The organism is Actinomyces israelii DSM 43320, assembly GCF_000711965.1.
Taxonomy (GTDB): Bacteria; Actinomycetota; Actinomycetes; order Actinomycetales; family Actinomycetaceae; genus Actinomyces; species Actinomyces israelii.
In genome coordinates, this window is the sequence record NZ_JONS01000022.1 from 1 (window position 1) to 19,142 (window position 19,142).

Here is a 19,142-nt window from a genome sequence, read left to right on the forward strand (position 1 = left end):
CCCCGGAGAACACCTTCGCGGCCTTCACCGCCTACATCACCAACCGCACCTTCGACTACGACTTCGAGCACCTCCCAGTCACACCGCCACACACCGATCTTGTTTAATTCCAGCCATAACAGGACCTTGATCTACGACCGCGAGAGGGCGGCGCGCTCAATGTCAGCGTCAGTTCGTCGTGTTCCAGAGCCCTTCGAGCGGGCGAGTCGCACGCAGTGAGCGGCGCCCGCTCTGAGTGACTGATTTCGAGGCGAGGCGGGTTCCGCCCGGTCCTCGCGCGAGCTGAGGTACGACCGCGCCGGTCGGACAGGGACGAGCACCCGGGCTTGGTCTTTTAGATGGTTGCTTCCGAGGCCTGCGGCTTCTTCTCGTCGGGATCGGTTCGAGGCGCCTGCCTGGCGCTCCGCTGCGGGCTGCGGTACTTCAAAAAGGTGGCTCCCACGCACTTTTAGCACCGATCCTCGCCCCTCCCTCGCCGCAGAACCGCGGAATCACGCCGATCCCCGCTGCGCCCGAGACCGATGAGCACCTTAAAAGTGCGTGGGAGCCACCTTTTTCTGGTCGACGCCTGGACTGTCGGGGATCCTTGAGAGTCCCGGAGGGTTGGTGGAGGTCCGGCAGAGGGCCCGCTGAGCCCCCTTGAACCGGTCTCGGCGAAGAGGGTGACAGGGGTCGAGGGGCGGCGGGCGCAGCGTCCGGACGTCCGACATCTAGCGAGGGCGGCGAGCCCGGCGCACCGCCGTCGCTGCGCCGACGACGACAATGACCGCCGCGAGTCCGGTGAGCCCGGCTGTGCCCCAGAGGAGCCGCGAGCCGTCGGGCAGGCTCGGGCGGGGCATGCGGATCCGCACGCGCACCCGTACCGGCCGTTCGAAGTCCCGCACCGGCCAGCCCTGTGCGGCGGCCAGGCGCCGTAGGTCGCGGTCGGGGTTGACGGCGACCGGGTGGCCGACAGCCTCGAGCATGGGGCGGTCGGAGATGGAGTCGGAGTACGCCCAGGAGCGGGCGAGGTCGATGTGGTGCGCGCTCGCGTCGGCGACCAGGGCGTCAACCTTCGCGCCGTGCAGGAGACTGTGCTCGATCCGGCCGGTGAAGCGGCCCTCGGTGTCGACCTCCATGCGGGTGGCGATGGCGCGGTCCGCCCCGACGAGCGCGGCGATCGGTTCGACCATCTCGGCCGAGGACGCCGAGACCACGACGACGTCGTGACCGGCTCGATGGTGGGCCGCGATGAGGTCCAGGGCCTCGGCGTAGACGGCGGGCTCGATCACCGTAGCCAGGGCGTCGCGCACGACGGCCTGCATGTCCGCGCGCTCGACGCCCGCGGACATGAGTGCGAGGCGCTCCATGAGGCGGCCGGTCTGGTTCTCGTTGGCGCCCACCAGGAGGTAGGGAAGCTGGGCGATGACACCGCGCGCCAGGGCGGCGGTCGAGATCAGGCCGCTGCGTCGCATGGGGGAGCCCAGGGCGAGCGTGGTCGATGTCGCCAGGATGGTCTTGTCGAGGTCGAAGTAGGCGCAGGTGCGTGCGGGGGAGCCGCCGGGGGGCGGGGCGGCCGGCGGGGTTGGCGCGGCCGGTGCCGGGGTGTCTGGCGCGGCCGGCGGGGCGCTGCCGTCAGTGGCGCCGGGGCTCCTGGGGGTCGTCACGGTCGCTCACCTCCCGCTCCTCGCTGTGACAGGTGCCACAAGGATACTCGACTGTGCGAGGCGGTGCGAGGATGTGCTGCTCCGGGGCGCTCAGCCGGCGGCTGGAGCGCTCGGGCGGCGAGGCGGCAGGTGCTGTGGACACGGGAAGCCCCGGCGAAGCATACTAACGGGGAGTCACTCGGCGACCACCGGATGGCTCCTCAGAATCGACTGGGATGTTGACTCAACGACCCGTCAGGGCGTTGATCAGAGCTGCAAGGGCCCAGATCGACGGCGGAGGCATCTCCAACGCAGTCCGCCAGGTCTGGGCCTTTTGCGAGCCCGTCATCCCTGTGCGTGCCTTCTTCCCCTTCTTACGGGGGCGACGCTTCCGGTTCTTCGACGACGTGCCCAGCCTCACCCTCTCTCGGTGCACTCCCCGGCAGAGCTGATGCTGTGTTGACCCGGGGTGCGCTGTGGAGGAAGGACCAGTGTGCCGCAAGACACAGGACGGGCGCGGCGGGTTGCCTGGACACTCGGCCGGACGACTTAGCGTCCTCCAGGCGCAGTGGGGATCGGTATGACTCCGCGGTTTGGCGGTGCGGGTAGGGCGGTACGAGGAACCGAAGGCGCGTGGGGCCATCGCTGTCCGAGACGCGGAGACGCCCGGCGTGTCCGGCGTGCGTCGGGCCGGCGCCTCGAACCGATCTCGGCGCGGAAGTGAACTGATCTCGGCGAAAGATAACGGGCACGAGGGCCGGACAGAACCGGCGCCAGCGGAGGCGGGCTTCACAGGCGCCGTCGCGCATCCGTTTTCCACAGGGCTCAAGACGGTTGGATGCGGCACTGCGGTGTCATGGCCCACCCTGGAGACGCAGAGGCGGGGCGCCTGCGCCCCGCGCAGGCGGGGGATGCCCCGATCTCCGCACCGTCCGCTCTGTGCTCTTCTGCCTTCTTCCGCCCCTTCCTCGCCCCAAGGAGCTGCCGTGTCCGACTCGACCACACCTTCGGCCCTCCCGGACGCGCCGGGCCCCCGGTTCGCGGCGGATGCGTCGCGCCCGGCGCAGTCCCCCGCATCTTGGTGCGCCGTGCCCGCTGCGTCCACAGCGCCCGTCGCCGACGAGGCGCCGCCGACGCCCGACGTCCGTGTCCTCGTTCTCACGCCTTGGGCAGTTCCCGCCGCTCGGGCGGGCACCGCCACTCGGGCCGATGCTGTCGTTCAGGCCGAGGCCGCTGCCCCTGCCTCGGCCGACGCCGCCGTTCCCGTCGTCCTGGCGGACCTCCCCGACCAGGCCGCCGAGGCCGACGCCGTCGCCCTTGTCGCACCGGAGGACCCGGCGTGCCCCGCCGCCTCGGCCGACCCCGCCGTGCTCCCGCCGGGCGCGTCTCCGCCCGATCTCCTGTCGGAGGCGCTGTCCGACACCCTGTCCGAGCCCCGGACCGAGGAGGTCCTCGCCCTCGTGCGCGCCTGCACCGGCGGCGACCCGGTGCTGTGCCCAGTGAGCGACCTGACCGACGTCGTCGACAAGCTCACGGAGACCGCCGCCGCCGTCCTCCTCCTGGGCGCCGCCGACGTGCTCGCCGACGCCCCCGTCGAGGACCTGGGCAGAAGCCGCCTGAACACTCTTGCCCTGGAGGAGCTCGCGGCGCCCGACGGCCCCGACCGCCTCGTCGCCGCCCTGCTGAGCGCCCAGCACCCGCCGCGCGCCCGCGTCGTCGCGCTCACCGGGGCCCGCGGCGGACTGGGCACCAGCACCTTCCTGCTCCACCTCGCGCGCGCCTGCACCGTCGCCGGCGCCCGGGTGGCGCTGCTGGACGCAGACCCGGCGGGTGGCCTCGGCCTGCTCATCGGTGACGACGTCGTCCCCGGCCTGCGCTGGGGCGACCTGCCCGCCGAGGAGGCCGCCTTCCGCCCCGACCGCCTGGTCCCCGCCCTGCCCACCTGGCTCGGCATGCCCGTCCTGACCGGAGACGGGCGCGGCGGGGCCTCCAGCCCGGCGTGCGTCGGCCCCGCCCTGGAGGCGCTGCGCGCCTACCACGACCTCGTCCTGGTCGACCTGCCCCGCGGCGCCGAGGTCCCGTCCGGCTGCCTCGTCCTGCTCGTGACCGGCTTGGACCTGCGCTCGGCCGTCGCCGCCGAGGCTCTGGCCGCCCGCGCCCGGCCGGCCGAGGGCGGGTCGGTGGCGCTGGCCGTGCGCCTGGTCGGGGAGGACGTCACCGCCGACGACCTCACGGTCATGGCCAGGGCGCCGGTGGTCGCCAGGATTCCTCACGACCGGGCCGTCGCTCAGCGGGTGGCGCGAGGCGACGACCCGACCCGGGGCCGCGGCGGCGCCCGCCGCGCGGCCCGTGCCGTGGCGGCGGAGCTCGTCGGGCTCGTCGGGACGGAGCGGCCGTGGTGAGCCCGCGGCAGGGCCCAGGGCCCGCCGGGCGGGACAGAGACGGCGCCGGGGGCGCAGCGGGTGCCGGAGGCGCGGCAGGCTCTGGGAGCACCACTGGAGACGAGCTCGCCACCGTGCGCGGGGCGCTGGCCCGCGGCGTCAGCCTGGAGAGCGCTCTGGGCCGGGCCGCCGCGCCCACCACCGGCGCCGGCGGCCTGGCCCGCCTGAGCCGCCGCGTGCGCGCCGACGTCGAGGGCGCGGGCCCCGTGCTCCAGCCGCTGCTGGAGACCGACGGCGTCACCGACGTCCTCGTCGGGGCGGGGCGCACCTGGATCGACCGCGGCCGCGGCCTGGAGAGCATCGACGCCGCCGCCCTGCCGGAAGAGCGGGCGCGTGCGCTCGCGGTGCGTATGGCCGCCTCCTGCGGGCGCCGGTTGGACGATGCCAGCCCTGTGGTGGACGCGACCCTGCCCGACGGCACCCGCCTCAACGCGGTCCTGCCGCCCCTGTCCGCCGACGGCACGCTCATCTGCCTGCGCACTAAGCGGCGTCGTGCCTTCACCCTGGACGAGCTCGTCGAGGCCGGGACGGTCGCGCTCGGCCTGGACGCGGTGCTGGCCGAGCTCGTTGGGGCGCGGGCCTCCTGCCTGATCACCGGGGCGACCGGCACCGGCAAGACGACCCTCCTGGCGGCCCTCCTCGGCCTGGTCAGCACCGCCGAGCGCATTGTGTGCATCGAGGAGGCCGCCGAGCTGCGCCCCGACCACCCCCATGTCGTCCACCTCCAGGAGCGTGGCGACAACGTCCAGGGCGTCGGGGCGGTGCCCATGACCGCGCTCGTGCGCACGGCGCTGCGCATGCGGCCCGACCGCATTGTCCTGGGGGAGTGCCGCGGCCCCGAGGTGCGCGACGTGCTCACCGCACTCAATACCGGGCACGAGGGCGGCTGGGCGACCCTGCACGCCAACTCCCCGGCCGACGTCCCCGCCCGCCTGACGGCGCTGGGGGCTCTGGCTGGGCTCAATGAGGCCGCGGTCGCCGCCCAGGCCGTCAGCGCCCTGGACGCCGTCGTCCACCTGCGGCGCACTGACGGCGCGGCGGGCGGCGGGCCGAACGGCCCGTCTGGTGGAGCCGGCGGCGCCCCGTCCGGCACACGCCGCTATGTGGCCGGGATCGGCATGCTGCGCCGGGGCGTGCGGGGGCGGCTCGTGTGCGACGACGCGCTCCAGGTCTCCCTTGACGGCGCCGTGAGCGCCGGGCCGGCCGCCGACCGGCTGGGCGAGCGCATCGGGGGCGGGCCGGTCGCGGCGGCGCTGAGGAGCGGGGCGTGATGGATCTCGGCGTGATCGCCGTCGGGCTGCTGGTGGCGCTGGCGGCCGCCGTCGTCGCACTGCCGGCTCGTCGGGGTCGCCCCGCCGGCATGGGCGCCCATCACGCCGGTGCCATGGCCGCTCCGGGGCTGGGCGGCGGACCCCCGGCGCGGCCCCGGGAGGACTTCGACGTCGGCCTGCTCCTGACCGAGGTCGCCACCCTGCTGCGCGCCGGGGCGACGCCGCAGCGAGCCTGGTCCCGGGCTCTGGCGCGCGGAGGCGTGCTCGAGGGGGCGGAGCCGGGCGACGACGGCGTCCCGCCCGCCCTCCTGGGGCTCGGCCGGGCTGCTCCCGAGCAGTGGCGGCCGGTGCGGTCGGACGGCCGGTGGGCGTGGCGCCCGCCGCTGCCGGGACCGGGGCGCCGGGCCGTCCGGGAGCGGCAGCGGGCCGCCGCGGCTGCAGCGCCCGGGGCGGTGGCGGCATGCAGGCTCACCGCCGTGCTCGGCGCGCCGCTGGCCGAGGTCCTGGAGGCGGTCGCCGGCGGGGTCGCCGAGTCCGGGCACGCCGAGTCCTCGCGTCGCACCGCGCTGTCGGGGCCGCGGTCCACGGCCAGGATGCTGGCCGCGCTGCCGCCGGTCGGGCTGCTGCTGGGGGCGGCCGTGGGGGCCCGGCCCGAGGAGGTGCTGCTCGACGGTGGCCTGGGCAGCGCGCTGGGGCTTCTCGGCGTCGGCCTCATGGTCGCGGGGCACCGGGTGACGGCGCGGATGGTCGCGGCGGCGACGGCGAGCAGGAGCCGGGTGGACGAGGCGCTCGTACTCGACCTGGCCTCCGCCGCACTGGCCTGCGGGGCGTCCCTGCCCGGGACGCTTCAGGCCCTCGGGAAGGCGCTGGAGGAGGACGAGCTGGCGGTGGTGGGCCGGGCGCTGCTGCTGGGCGCCGACTGGGACGAGGCCTGGGAGACCCCCGACGACGAGGCGTGGCGGCAGCGGCGCACGCGGCTGGAGGGGTGCCTGCGTCCTGGCTGGGAGGACGGGGCCTCTCCCGCGGCGCTGCTGGCGGGGACGGCCGCCTCTTTGCGCGCCGGCAGGCGGGCGGCCGACGAGGAGGCGGCTGAGAGGCTGGCGGTGCGGCTGGTGCTCCCGCTGGGGCTGTGCCACCTGCCCGCCTTCATTGTGCTCGGGATCGTGCCGGTGGTGGCGAGCGTCGGACTGGACCTGCTGCACGGGTGACTCGCCGAGATCGGTCGGGTGGCTCGGGTTTGGGGGGTTGTGCGCGGGGCCGTGGGTGAAGGGGACGGGCGATCGCGTTGGTGGCTGCTTGTCAGTGGTCTGCCGGCCCGGAGCAGTGGTGAGTCGGGTGGAGGGTGCCGCGGGGGCATTCCACCGTCCAGGGGTGAGGAGGGGCTGGGCGGCGGGTCGGCTGAGGTCCGGGGGCTGGCGCCTGGCTGCGCGGTGTCGGGAGTGGCGGGGCGGGATGTCTGAGAAAGGGCGGCGGCGTGCTTGACGAAGGGGTGCAGAAGCGACTCGGAAGGTAGGAGACCGTTGGCCGCCAGGAACGCGGCCGCCCGGCCCGTGCTGGTGCGCCGGCGGGGCCGGAGTACCCGGGGGTCCGGCCACCATGAGCCGGCGGGCCGGGTGCCGGCGACCACGATCACAAGGACGCAGACTGACTCCTTGCGGCCAGGGCCGGGGCTGCGACGCCTCCGTATCCGCACCCGGGAAGGACTGGGCTGTGCGACCAGGGCGACCGAGCGCGCCATCGCTTGCTACGCTCCTTTGTTCCTTTCTGTACGGCTAAAAGGAGCGTAGTAAGGCACGAAGGAGCGTAGCAAGCAATATTCCTGCGCGCGGCGGAGGCGCCGCCCAGTAGGCGGTCATGGACCAGCGGGAGGTGGTGGATGTGGTCAGCCCGGGGCGTTATGGAGGTTCTCCTCGTCAGGTGCGGGGCCGGCTCCGTGGCGGCCTGCGGTCCCGGAGGGCCTTCGCGGAGGCCGCCGGGACGACGACGGCGCCCCGGCGGCCTCCTTGAACCGATCTCGACGCGGAATACGACCGATCTCGACGAAGAGGGACGCGCCGAGGGCAGTGCGGGGCGACGGCGGCGCTCCGGCGGGCTGCGCTCGGGCACGGCACCCGGGCGCCCCGGGAGACTGGTGCCCCGCGCGCCTCCGGCTCCTCGCGCCGCCCGGCCCGCACAGCGATACCGGGGAATCGCGCAGTTCCTCGCACCCGATTCCAACGACTTCCGCAGCAGGACCTACGCGCCCGAGCCGGTAAAGAGGGCGTCGAGCCGGCGGCGTGTCCCCCGCGCCCACGCGCTCGTTGAAACCACGCCTAGGGCCACGATCACCAGCCCGAGAACCGCGGCGAGCCAGAACACGGGGTGGCTCGCCGAGATGAGGCGGGCGTCGTCGGTGCCTGTGACCAGGCCGGCCACCGCCACGCCGAGGGCCACCCCCACCTGGCGCGAGGCCGAGGCGATCCCCGAGGCCGCACCCGCCTGTGACAGCGGCAGCCCCGCCACCGCCGTCGTCGTAATGGGCGGGTTGACGAAGCCGAGCCCGACTCCCAGCACCATGAAGGCGGCGATGAGGTACCAGGCCGGGGTCCCGCTGCGAATCAGCGCCAGCAAGACGCCGGTCACCGCGATCGCCGCGCCGCCGATGACCAGGGGCGGCCGGGTGCCGCGGCGGCCCACCAGCCGCCCCGACGTCGGCGAGCTGAGCGCCAGCACCGCCGCCATCGGCAGGATGAGCGCTCCCGTCGTGAGCGCCGAGTAGCCGAAGGGCCCCTGCAGCAGCAGCGAGATGAGGAAGAGGAATCCGCCCTGGACGGTGAAGACCGCCACCGCGATGAGTACCGAGGAGCTGAAGGCGGCCGAGCGGAAGAAGCGCAGGTCGATCAGCGGCTCCGCGACCCGCCGCTCCACGGCGATGAAGAGCACCAGGGCCACTGCGGCGAGCGCGGCCGCCGCGAGCACGGGCGCGGAGGACCAGCCGCTGTCCGGGCCCTCGATGAGGGCGCCGACCGTCCCCGCCAGGAGCACCATCATGAGCAGCTGGCCGGCCAGGTCGAACCGGCGGGGGTGCGCGGAGCGGGACTCCGGGACGAACAGCGCCGTCCCCGCGAGCGCGGCCAGGCACACCGGGACGCTCAGCCAGAAGTTCGCCTCCCACCCGAAGGCGTCGGTCAGCAGCCCGCCGATGAGCGGCCCGAGCCCGAGCGACAGGCCCGTGACCGCACCCCAGACGCCGATCGCGGCGGCCCGCCTCGCCGGGTCGGTGTAGGTCGCCGAGATGATCGACAGGGCGACCGGCGTCAGCAGCGCCCCGCCCACGGCCTGCAGGCCGCGGCCCGCAATGAGCCAGGTGATCGTGGGCGCCAGGGCGCACAGGGCCGAGGTCGCGGCGAACAGGGCCAGGCCCGTCATGAAGGCCCGCTTGCGCCCGAAGCGGTCGGCCATCGAGCCGCTGACCATCAGGAGGGTGGCGATCATGAGGGTGTAGGCGTCCACCACCCACTGCAGCTGGGTCGTCGAGGCGCCCAGGTCCGCGCGGATGACCGGCAGGGCCACATTGATCAGGGCCGCGTTCATGGAGGAGATGAACAGCGCCGTGCAGCAGGTGACCAGGACGACGGCGGGGCGCACGGTCCGGCCCCTGACCGTGAGGGGCGCGCCGGGGGCGGGCTTCTGCGTGTCGGGCGCGCCGGCGGCGGGCGGGGTGCTGGGCGTGCTCATCGAGGCTCCTCATCCGTGGGGCGGTGGGTTCGACGGCGGCGCCCGTCACGCGTGAGCACCCGCAGCCGGACGCTACGCGTCGCTGCGGGTGCTCATGAGCAGTCTACGCCTGCTGCGCGCGGTGCGGCGGCCGGGCGCCCCGGACCGATCTCGGTGCGGAGACCTACCGATCTCGAGCCGGAGCTGACCGACCTCGGCGGCGCACCGTGAAGAGCCGTCAGCTCCGGCGAGTCATGGCACGATATGCCTATGGCTCTGTCGAAGAAGCTGCTCAGCCGCGACGAGGTCGTGGTGCGGCACATGCACACCCACATCAAGCTCCTCCTGTGGAGGATCATTCTCGAGGTCGTGCTGCTCGTGGCCGGCGTCGTCGGCTCGGTGCTGGCTCCGGCCTCGTGGTCCCCCTGGAGCCTGATCGGCATCTGGGCGGTGGTGCTGGTGGTGAGCGTGCCGCTGCTCATCGTGCCGTGGCTGCAGTGGTACACCCACACCTACACGGTCACCACCAAGCGCATTATCACCCGCTCCGGCGTCCTCAAGCGGGTGGGCCACGACCTCCCGCTGACCCGGATCTCCGACATCCAGCTGGACAAGGATCTCACCGACCGCTTCTTCGGCTGCGGCACCCTCGCGCTGCAGACCTCGGCCGACGACCCGCTCCTCCTGCACGACGTGCCCCACGTGGAGGTGGTGCAGGTCGAGATCTCCAACCTGCTCTTCAACGACGTCCAGGGAGCCATCGACGCCGACCCCCGCAGCTGAACCGGCAGCAGGTGCGCGGGCCGATGCGCCCGGAAGGCCGGTAGTCCCGCGTCACCCCAGGGTCTCGACGACGCCGATCGCCTGGGCGACGCCCTGGATGGTCGCGGCGATGCGCACGGCCTCCCACACCTGCTCGGTGGTCAGGCCCTCGGCGCGCGCAGTGGCGTCGTGGGAGGAGACGCACTTCTCGCAGCCGTTGATGGCGGACACCGTCAGGATCCACAGCTCGAAGTCGACCTTCTCGACCCCGCCGGCCGAGCCGATGATGTTCATGCGCAGGCCCACGCGCTCGTTGTCGTAGTCGCCGCCCAGGAAGTGGCGGGTGCGGTAGGCGACGTTGTTCATTGCCGTGATCGCGGCGGCGCCGAGCGCGGCGGAGCGGGCCTGCTCGCTCAGGTGATCGCGGGCCTCCTCAGCGACCTGCACCAGGACGGACTCGTTGCGGGTGGCGGCGGCCGCGGCCAGGAAGGCGCCCCACTGCTGCTGCTCGGTCAGCGTGGTGGCGCGGGTGAGGCTGGACAGGTTCAGCGAGAGGTCCTTGGCCCAGTCGGGCAGGGCGGAGCGCAGGGTGGCGATGGTCATGCGTATTCCTTACGTGAGGTTGTGGGTGGTGGTCTGTCAATGGGCCCGACGGCGGTGCCGGCGGTGCCCGGGTCGTGCTCGGGGCCGTGGTGGGCGGGCCGGTGTCCGAGTCAGCCCTTCATCTCGGACAGGGCGTCGATGGTGGCGGCGCCGGCCTTCCAGTTGCAGGCGCACAGCTCGTCGGACTGGAGGGCGTCGAGCTGGCGCAGGACCTCCTCGGTGTTGCGGCCCACGCTGCCGGCGTCCACGCAGACGAACTGGATGGTGTTGCTCGGGTCCACGAGGAAGGTGGCGCGGTCGCACACGCCGTCGCGGTTCAGGACGCCCAGGGCGCTCACGAGCTCGCGCTTGAGGTCGGCCGCCATGGGGAAGGGCAGACCCTGGAGGGCCTCGTGGCTGCGGCGCCAGGCGTAGTGGGTGTACTCGTTGTCGGTGGAGACGCCCACCACCTCGCAGTCGCGGTCCTTGAACTCCTCGTACAGGTCGCCGAAGGCGGCGATCTCGGTGGGGCACACGAAGGTGAAGTCCTTGGGCCAGAAGAAGATCACGCGCCAGGTGCCCTCGGGCACGGCGGAGGAGACGGTGGTGAAGTAGTCCTCGGGCCTGTCCGCGGCGACGTCCTTGAGGTTGCCGGGGACGACGGCGGTGAGCTCGTAGTCGGGGAACTGGTCGCCAATGGTGAGAACGGGCATGTGTGCTGCCTCCTGAGGTGGTCGGTCGTCGGTCTGTGCGCATGCACCACGGTAGAACCAATAGGCGATAATTTCCAACAACCTATTCTTGATAGGTGCAGAAGAACAAGTTATGGCGCCGCCGTTCTCCCCATGCCTCGCGGCGCCGGCCGGCGTCAGTCCTTGTGGGGCGCGCGGCGGAATGGCGGGGTCGTCGGCGTGTTGCCCCGTCGCCACGGCCGGTCACGGCGGCGCGCCCCTGCGCGCCCGGCCGGGCCCCCATATTTCGCGCAGTGGGGGATCATGCCCGGGGCGCGCCCCTGCGCGCCCGGCCGGGCCGACCTCTTCACGCCCGCATTCGCGTGGATGCCCGGCGCGCCCCTGCGCGCCCGGCCGGGCCCGACGACCTCGTGCACGAGCCGCGCAAGCCTTGCGCGCCTGACGCGTACACGTTCTGAAGGGGAGCCGCATGCGACTGAGCGCCCTCGAGCAGATCCCCTTCGCGGGCCGGACGCCCCGCCGGGCCGTTGAGGACACTGAGGACATTGAGGATACGGTCCGCCTGGCCCGCGGCCTGGAGGACAGCGGCTACCACCGCTTCTGGCTGGCCGAGCGCCACAGCACCAGCGCCTTCGCCTCCAGCGCCCCCGACCTGCTCATCATGCACATGCTGGACGCGACCGACCGCATCCGCGCGGGCTCCGGCGGCATCATGGCGATGCACTACGGCTCGCTGCAGGTCGCCGAGCGCCTCGCCACCCTGACACCCTCTTCCCCGGACGCGTAGACCTGGGGCTGGGCCGCGCGCCCGGCGGGCTGAGCCGGCGCGGGCGCCGCACCGCTACGGTCATCCCATGAGCGCACCGTCCCCGCCCTCGACCCCGCCGCCCGTCGCCACGGCGGAGCAGGCCTGCGCCCTGCGCGAGGACCTGACGGCCAGCGGCTGGGGCGTGGAGTCCACCCGGCGCCTCCTGGGGCCGGTCGCCGACGACGCCCTGCGCCGTGAGATCCGTCTGCCCGCCCTGCGCGCCGTCCGCGCGGCCCTGGCCGACAGCCGCGCCACCGGCGCCGCCCCGTCCCCGGTCGCGGTGCTCACCGCCCTGTTCATGCTCGGCGAGCCCGTCGGGGCCGACGAGCTCGATGCCGCCCTGCCGCGCACTGGCGCCGGTGGCGCGCTGGCCATGGGCCTCGTCCGCCCCGCCGGGGCCGGTGGGCCCGACGCCGCGGCCCCGTCGTCGTGCCCCGGGCCACGCCCCGCCGTCTTGCGCACCGCCGTCGACCTGCGCCCCCACGAGGCGGTCGACGACACCGGCGACGTGCGCTGGTGGATCGCCTCCGACATCGGCGAGCTCACCACCGGCCACGAGCTCGCCCCCGACCACGTCCTGGGCATCGGCGGAGCGGGCCTGACCCTGGCGGGCCTGACCCCGCGCGCCCCCGTCGCCGCCGCCCTGGACCTGGGCTGCGGCTGCGGCATCCAGACCCTCTACCTCCTGCGCCACGCCGACCGCGTCACCGCCACCGACATCTCCGCGCGCGCCCTGGCCTTCACCGCCTTCAACGCCGCCCTGGCCGGCACCGGCCCCGACCGCCTGGAGCTGGTCCGCGGCTCCCTCCTGGAGCCCCTGGCCGGCCGCGACTTCGACCTGATCGCCACCAACCCGCCCTTCGTCCTGACCCCGCCCGCCGTGCGCGAGGCCGGCCTGCCGCTCATGGAGTACCGCGACGCCGGCACCCCGGTGCTGCCCGCCCTCGTGCCCGCCGTCGGCGAGCACCTGCGCCCCGGCGGCACCGCCGTCATGCTCGGCAACTGGGAGCACCACCGCGGGCACGACTGGCGCGAGCGCGTGCGCGCCTGGCTGCCGGACGACCTCGACGCCTGGGTCGTCCAGCGCGAGCGGCAGGACCCGGTGGAGTACGCCGCCATGTGGCTGCGCGACGGCGGCACCGCCCCCGAGCGCGACGAGGCCGCCTTCAACGCCCGGCTCGGCGCCTGGATTGACGACTTCGCCGCCCGCGGCATCGAGGCGGTCGGCCTGGGCTACCTCATCGTGCACCGCCCCGGCCCCGACGACGGCGGACGCGAGCCCTGGCGAGTGCTGGAGGAGGTGGGCGCCGCCCCCTCCGGGCCGCTGGGGGAGCACGTGGCGCAGGTCATCGCCGCGCGCAGCCGCCTGGCGGCCATGAGCGACGACGACGTGGCCGCGCTGCATCCCGTCGTCGCCCCCGACGTCACCCAGGAGCGCCACCTGCGCCCCGGCGCGAGCGACCCGACCGTCATCCTCATCCGCCAGGGCGGCGGCCTGGGCCGCACGGTGCGGGCCGACACCGCGCTCGCGGCGCTGGTGGACGTCGCCGACGGCGAGCTCAGCGTAGCCCAGATCGCGGGCGCGGTGGCCGCACTCACAGGGCTGACGGGCCTGACGGGGCCGGCGGGCGCCGAGGCCGAGGCGCTGCGGGCCGACCTCGTGGCGGCGACACGCGCGCTCGCGGGCGACGGCTTCCTCACGCTTCGATAACGTTTTCCTGATATTTCTCTGACCTCGCGGTCGGCGCCCGCTGCGGGCGGCCGCGGCGCGGAATCAGCGCCCGCTCCCCGGACCGGGCGCGCTCGCGCCGGCGGCCGCGCGACCGGGCGGGCCGTCGAGGGAACTGTGTGGTGGACGTCGTACCCGGGGGAGTGAGATAGCGCGCCGACACACCCAGGATCGGCTCCTACGATCTGCCGGTGACCTTCTTCCGCCCGCTCGCGCACAGCCCTGCCAGGCGACTGCGCCTGCGCGGGGCGCTGCTCGCGGTGGTCTGCCTGGGGATGATCCTCGGCCTGTGGGGCGTCTTCGTCCTGTCCCGCAGGGGCCAGGAGCTGGAGGCGGCCGCGCTGAAGGGGTCCGAGATCGGCGCGCACTACATCAGCGCCCTGGCCCACACCGTGCTCTCGGTGGTCTCCATCCAGGCCGCGGCGGCGCTGGTCGGCATCATTCTGCTCATCGGCCTGCTGCGCAGGAGCCATCGGCGGGCGGTGTGGGCCGTCATCGCCGTGGTGGGGTCGAACCTGTCCGCCCAGGCCCTGAAGTACTCGATCCTGTGGCGGCCGGACTACAGCATCTCCGCGCGCTGGGACAACGCCAACACCCTGCCCTCGGGCCACACGACCATGGCGACCTCGGCCGCCGTCGCCCTCATCCTGCTGTCGGGCAGGAGGTGGCGGGCGCTGTCTGCCTGGGCGGGGGCGCTGTTCGCCATCGCCATGGGCTACTCCACCCTCGTGTGTCAGTGGCACCGCCCCTCCGACGTGATGACCGCCGTCCTCCTGCCCGTGGCCTGGGGCGCTCTGGCGGTGGCCGGGGGAGTGTGGGACTCGACCTTCTACGGCGCCCCGCAGGGAAGGGCCGGGGACGCCGGGGAGGGCTCCGACGACGCCGCGCGCCGCCCACCGCCGCTGCCGCGCCTGCGGGCCCAGAAGACCGGCAACACCCTGCTCGCGGTGCTCGGCGCGGTCAGCACGCTGGCGGCGGTCCTCCTGGGCGTCTGGGTCTGGATGAGGATCGATGCGCTGGCGACCCGCCGCGTGCTCTTCGCCTCCTACGCCACCGGGTCGGCCGCCGTCGTGGGAATCACCTGCCTGGCGATGGCGGCCCTGGTGGACCTGACCGACTGGGGGACGGCGCGGCACAGGCTCTGACGCAGGGCCGGGCCGCGCGCAGCCGTCGCGGATGCTGCGCGAACCGATCTCGGCGCGGAGCTCGACCGATCTCGGCGGCCGACGGTTCTACGCGACGTCGTCGCCGGCGGCGGGCAGCGTCACCGTGAAGGTCGTGCCGTGCGGCGCGCCCTCGGGGGAGCCCTCGGGAGCCTGCCGGGAGTCCACGGTGAGCGTGCCGCCGTGGGACTGGACGATCGCCAGCGCGATGCTCATGCCCAGGCCCGTCGACCCGGTGCGCCGCTCCCGCGAGGCGTCCCCGCGGGCGAAGCGCTCGAACATCCTGTCGCGCACCTCCGGGTCGATGCCCGGGCCGTCGTCGGCGACCGTGATGACGAGCTCTCCGGGACCGCGGGCGGCCCCGGGTCCGGCGTCCCCGGTTCCGCGGGCCTCCGCCCGGTCGGCCGGCTCGCCGGTCCCCGCCTCGGGGGCGTCGGGTCCGGACGGTGCGCCCCGCGGGCCGGAGCCGGCGCCGTCGGGGCCGCCCCCGACCGGGCGGCGCGTCAGGGTCACGCTCACCCGCGAGCCCGCCGGCGTGTGGACGCGGGCGTTGGCCAGGAGGTTGACCATGACCTGGCGCAGGCGCGCCTCGTCGCCCAGCACCAGCGGCGGCTCGGGCTCGAAGTCCTCGCGCTCGTCCTCGCTCAGGTCCGCGGGCGGGTCGAGGACGGCCAGGCTGAGGTCCCAGACGTGGTCGGGGCCCGCGGCGTGGGCGTCGGAGACGGTGTCCAGCAGGATGCCGACCAGGTCCACCTCGTCGCGGCGCAGCTCGCGCCCGGCGTCGAGGCGCGCCAGGAGCAGCAGGTCCTCCACGAGCCGGCTCATGCGCAGCGACTCGGAGTGCACCCGGTCCAGGGCGTGCACGGCCTCCTCGGGCAGGGCGGCGTCGGCCCCCTCCCGGGCGATGAGCTCGGTGTAGCCGCGGATCGAGGCCAGCGGGGTGCGCAGCTCGTGGGAGGCGTCGGCCACGAACTGGCGCACCTGGGTCTCGCTGCGCTGCCGCGCCGCCAGGGCCTCCTCGACGTGGCCGAGCAGGGTGTTGAGCGCCGCGCCGACCTGGCCGACCTCCAGGGAGGAGGCCAGGTCCGCCTCGGGCACGCGCTCGTCGATGCTGACCTCGCCGCGCGCCAGGGGCTGGGAGGCGACGCGCTCGGCCGTGCACGCGACCCGCTTCAGGGGAGCCAGGGCGGAGCGCACCATGACGCTGCCGGCCAGCGCCACAATGAGGGTGCCGGCGACGGCGATGGCCCCCTCGATGAGGAGCTGGGCGCGCACGAGCGCGTTGTCTACCTTCATGGACAGGCCCGTGATGACGATGTCGCCGGTCTTGGTGTCCTTGGTCACCAGCACCCGGTAGTAGCCCAGGGAACCGATGTCGACGGTGACCGGCCGCCCGGTGGCCTCCAGGGACAGCAGCGCCTGGCACTCGGCCTGGGTCAGGCCCTGGTAGTGGCCGTCGTCGTCGATGTACCCGGCCGTCACGGTTGAGGAGGTCGATGCCGAGCCCTGGGCGTCCTGGCTGTCGCGCGCGCCTGAGGCGATGAGGGTCAGCGTGCCGGCGGACTGCCCGGCGGCGTCCAGGCCCGCGGGGATCGGCCTGGCGTCCCCGGGCGCCTTGCCGGGGCCCGGGGTCTCGCAGGCGCCGGGCTGCGGGGAGGCGGAGGCGGACGACGACGGGGCGGGGGCCGCGGCGTCCCCGCTGAGGTCGGACTCGTCGTGCTCCGTGCCGTGGCGGCGCATCTCGGCGCGGTGGGAGGCCGCCGTGAGCTGGTCGTCGAGCCGGTTCATGAGCGTGTGGCGCAGCGTGAGCGTGGAGAACGCGCCCATGGCGGCCGCCATGAGGAGCACGAGCCCGAGGACGCCGACGACGAGGCTGGTGCGCAGGCTGCGCGGGCGCAGCCCGGAGGCGGAGGAGTACTGGGCGTTCACGATCCGGCCCCGGCGGCCTCAGCCCTGCGACCGGCCGGGGTCGGCGGGCTTGAGCACGTAGCCGACGCCGCGCATGGTGTGGATCATCGGCTCGCGGCCCTTGTCGATCTTGCGGCGCAGGTAGGAGATGTAGAGCTCGACGATGTTGGCCTGGCCGCCGAAGTCGTAGTTCCACACCCGGTCCAGGATCTGGGGCTTGGACAGGACCCGCCGGGGGTTGCGCATGAGGTAGCGCAGCAGCTCGAACTCGGTGGCGGTCAGGTGGATCTCGTCCTCGCCGCGCCAGACCTCGTGGGAGTCCTCGTTCATGCGCAGGTCCCCGACCTCCAGCAGCTCGTCGCGCTGCTCGGCGCTCGCGCCGGAGCGGCGCAGGAGGGCGCGCAGCCGGGCGACGACCTCCTCCAGGGAGAAGGGCTTGGTGACGTAGTCGTCGCCGCCCGCGGTCAGCCCGGCGACGCGGTCCTCCACCGCGTCCTTGGCCGTGAGGAACAGGACGGGCACGTTCGACTGGCGGCCGTGGATGCGGCGCATGACCTCCAGGCCGTCGAAGTCGGGCAGCATAATGTCCAGGACGACGACGTCGGGCTCGATCTCCCGGGCGGCGCGCACGGCGGCGACGCCGGTGCCCGCGGTGGTCACCTCCCAGCCCTCGTAGCGCAGGGCCGAGGCCAGCAGGTCGGCCAGCATCTGCTCGTCGTCGACGACGAGGACGCGCACGGGTGAGCCGTCGGGGCGGGTGAGGGTCTCAGAGGAGGTGCTCATAGGAACATCCAACAAGAGTTTCCTGTGCCGCGACTGTGCGTCGCGGCCGTCGTCGCGGCCGTGTTCCGGGACTGGGCCGGGGTGTGGCGGGAGAATGTGACGGGCGCCCCGCCTGTGGTAGGACGATGGTGCGTCCACGGGTGTGATATGTGCCGCTTATAGGCCATTTCGGGACCACGTTACATTTTTGTAACCATCGAGGGTTGGGTGTCAGCGCGGCGCCTGAGGCAGGCTTACCGGTGAATATATTTCCCCTTCTACCTTACCGGGACACTCGTGGAAACCATCCAGGGCAATGAGCGCCTCTTCGGCGCCGAGGACGTCTTCTTCTCGACGACTGACCTCAAGGGCGTCATCCGCAACGCGAACCAGACCTTCCTCACACTCGCGCGCCATCCGCGCGAGGAGATGATTGGTGCGCCGCACAACATTATCCGCCATGACGACATGCCGGCCGGCGTCTTCAAGCTCATGTGGGACGACATCCAGGCCGGGCGGCCCGTGTGCGCCTACGTGCTCAACCGCGCCGGCGACGGGCGCGACTACTGGGTCTTCGCCACGGTGACGGCCATCGAGGACGGGTACGTCTCGGTGCGCACCAAGCCCCTCGATGACGGCACGTTCGCCGCGGTCCGCGAGGTCTACGGCCGCGTGCGCGCGATCGAGCGCGAGGCGGCCGAGCAGGGCGTCCCGCGCCGCCAGGTGGCCGAGAAGGGGGCCGAGGTCCTGCTGGCCGAGCTCGCCGCCCTCGGGTTCCCCTCGCTGTCGGCCTTCAGCGTCGCCTCCCTGCCCACCGAGGCCGTCCTCCTCATCGACGAGGGGGTGCGCGTTCCGGTCCGCCACGGGATGGAGGGCCCAGCCGCCACGATCCTGGGCTGCGCCCGCGACATCGAGCGCGACAGCGACACGCTCGTCGGGCAGATGGGCGGCTACCGCTCCCTGCTGGACGGCCTGGGCGCCTGGATGGAGGAGGCGCCCGCGATCATCGAGCGGGCGCGCCGTACCGGCGAGCTCGTCTCCATGTTCGACAGCCAGGACCCCGAGTCCTCGGTGCCCGCCGTGGCGGCGCGAGTGGCGGAGCGCACCGCTCACGCCGTCGAGCAGCTCACGGGTCTGACCGAGACCGTCTCCTCGCTGTACCGGGCCGTCCAGGAGCTGAGCTTCCGCGCCTCCCTGATGCGTCTGCACACCCTGGTGCTCGGCTCCTACGCCGCTGCCGTGGTCGATGGCACGGAGGAGGACGTCCCGGCCGCGATGACCGAGCTCCACCGCGCGCTGGCCGCCGACCTGGCGGCCGTCGGCGCGGCCTGCGCCGATCTCGGCGCCCGGCGCGACGAGCTCGACGGCGCCATGCGCCTGGTCGTCTCCGACCTCGACCGCACGAGGCGCCCCTTCGGCCGCTGGCTGCGCGCGCTGCAGGGGGAGTACGCCTCCCTGCGCGAGGGCAAGGAGGGCGACATCCTGGCGCTGCTGGGGGAGGCCGAGCGCCTGTCGGACGCGGGCTTTCCCGAGATGTCCTCGCTGGCGGCGCTCGCGGCCCGCTGCCGAGGCCTGGACCTCTCTTACAATGCGGATGCGATGGATGGTGCTAGCATGTCGGTATCTAGCGCGATCGCCGAGCTCGGTATGAGAGCCGCCTCTATCCCCGGAGGCGTGTGCTGACGCGCCCCGAGCATTCAGGA

13 protein-coding genes and 1 pseudogene are annotated in these 19,142 nt (G+C 73.8%); 8 read left to right on the forward strand and 6 right to left on the reverse strand.

What is annotated here, in order from left to right; translation table 11 throughout:
• Positions 1-710: 710 nt before the first annotated feature.
• Positions 711-1,646 (reverse strand): HAD family hydrolase, encoded by a 936-nt coding sequence (locus O145_RS08915; RefSeq protein WP_052374899.1) that lies wholly within the window; start codon positions 1,644-1,646, stop codon positions 711-713.
• A gap of 965 nt (positions 1,647-2,611) precedes the next feature.
• Between O145_RS08915 and O145_RS08920 the strand changes: the two genes are divergently transcribed.
• From O145_RS08920 to O145_RS08930, 3 genes are all read left to right on the forward strand, one after another.
• Positions 2,612-4,027 carry a cellulose synthase operon protein YhjQ/BcsQ gene (locus O145_RS08920; RefSeq protein ID WP_229118471.1) on the forward strand — a complete coding sequence of 472 codons (1,416 nt, stop codon included), beginning with the start codon at positions 2,612-2,614 and terminating at the stop codon, positions 4,025-4,027.
• Between the two features lie 113 nt (positions 4,028-4,140).
• Positions 4,141-5,337, forward strand: coding sequence for a TadA family conjugal transfer-associated ATPase (locus O145_RS08925; RefSeq protein ID WP_043562341.1), 1,197 nt, complete (start codon positions 4,141-4,143; stop codon positions 5,335-5,337).
• Positions 5,337-6,545, forward strand: coding sequence for a hypothetical protein (locus tag O145_RS08930; protein ID WP_043562342.1), 1,209 nt, complete (start codon positions 5,337-5,339; stop codon positions 6,543-6,545). Before O145_RS08925 ends, O145_RS08930 begins: the two co-directional genes overlap by 1 nt.
• A 1,027-nt stretch (positions 6,546-7,572) precedes the next feature.
• On the opposite strand, the gene O145_RS08935 is transcribed toward O145_RS08930, so the two are convergent.
• On the reverse strand, positions 7,573-9,054 hold the full coding sequence (locus O145_RS08935) for a DHA2 family efflux MFS transporter permease subunit (protein WP_084682491.1): 1,482 nt from the start codon (positions 9,052-9,054) through the stop codon (positions 7,573-7,575).
• A 249-nt stretch (positions 9,055-9,303) separates the two neighbouring features.
• Between O145_RS08935 and O145_RS08940 the strand changes: the two genes are divergently transcribed.
• Entirely contained in the window at positions 9,304-9,816 is a 513-nt protein-coding gene (locus O145_RS08940; RefSeq protein WP_043562343.1) for a PH domain-containing protein, read from the forward strand.
• Positions 9,817-9,867: 51 nt separating this feature from the next.
• Here O145_RS08940 and O145_RS08945 read toward each other — a convergent pair whose 3' ends face one another.
• Both O145_RS08945 and O145_RS08950 read right to left on the reverse strand, forming a co-directional pair.
• Positions 9,868-10,398 (reverse strand): alkylhydroperoxidase, AhpD family, encoded by a 531-nt coding sequence (locus tag O145_RS08945; protein ID WP_043562344.1) that lies wholly within the window; start codon positions 10,396-10,398, stop codon positions 9,868-9,870.
• A gap of 110 nt (positions 10,399-10,508) precedes the next feature.
• Complete coding sequence (locus O145_RS08950) at positions 10,509-11,090, reverse strand: peroxiredoxin (protein WP_043562345.1); 582 nt, start codon at positions 11,088-11,090, stop codon at positions 10,509-10,511.
• A gap of 448 nt (positions 11,091-11,538) precedes the next feature.
• On the opposite strand from O145_RS08950, the pseudogene O145_RS08955 reads away from it, so the two are divergent.
• From O145_RS08955 to O145_RS08965, 3 genes and pseudogenes are all read left to right on the forward strand, one after another.
• Positions 11,539-11,885, forward strand: a pseudogene (locus O145_RS08955) (LLM class flavin-dependent oxidoreductase); the annotation flags it as partial.
• Between the two features lie 38 nt (positions 11,886-11,923).
• Positions 11,924-13,588, forward strand: coding sequence for a DUF7059 domain-containing protein (locus O145_RS08960; RefSeq protein WP_043562346.1), 1,665 nt, complete (start codon positions 11,924-11,926; stop codon positions 13,586-13,588).
• 209 nt (positions 13,589-13,797) lie between these two features.
• Positions 13,798-14,751, forward strand: a complete 954-nt coding sequence (locus tag O145_RS08965) for a phosphatase PAP2 family protein (RefSeq protein ID WP_229118472.1) — start codon at positions 13,798-13,800, stop codon at positions 14,749-14,751.
• 87 nt (positions 14,752-14,838) lie between these two features.
• On the opposite strand, the gene O145_RS08970 is transcribed toward O145_RS08965, so the two are convergent.
• Both O145_RS08970 and O145_RS08975 read right to left on the reverse strand, forming a co-directional pair.
• Positions 14,839-16,608 (reverse strand): sensor histidine kinase, encoded by a 1,770-nt coding sequence (locus O145_RS08970; RefSeq protein WP_084682499.1) that lies wholly within the window; start codon positions 16,606-16,608, stop codon positions 14,839-14,841.
• A gap of 108 nt (positions 16,609-16,716) precedes the next feature.
• Positions 16,717-17,460: a response regulator transcription factor gene (locus O145_RS08975; RefSeq protein ID WP_043562348.1), complete on the reverse strand. Its 744-nt coding sequence runs from the start codon at positions 17,458-17,460 to the stop codon at positions 16,717-16,719.
• A gap of 276 nt (positions 17,461-17,736) precedes the next feature.
• On the opposite strand from O145_RS08975, the gene O145_RS08980 reads away from it, so the two are divergent.
• Positions 17,737-19,122, forward strand: coding sequence for a PAS domain-containing protein (locus tag O145_RS08980; RefSeq protein ID WP_052374901.1), 1,386 nt, complete (start codon positions 17,737-17,739; stop codon positions 19,120-19,122).
• Positions 19,123-19,142 lie beyond the last annotated feature (20 nt).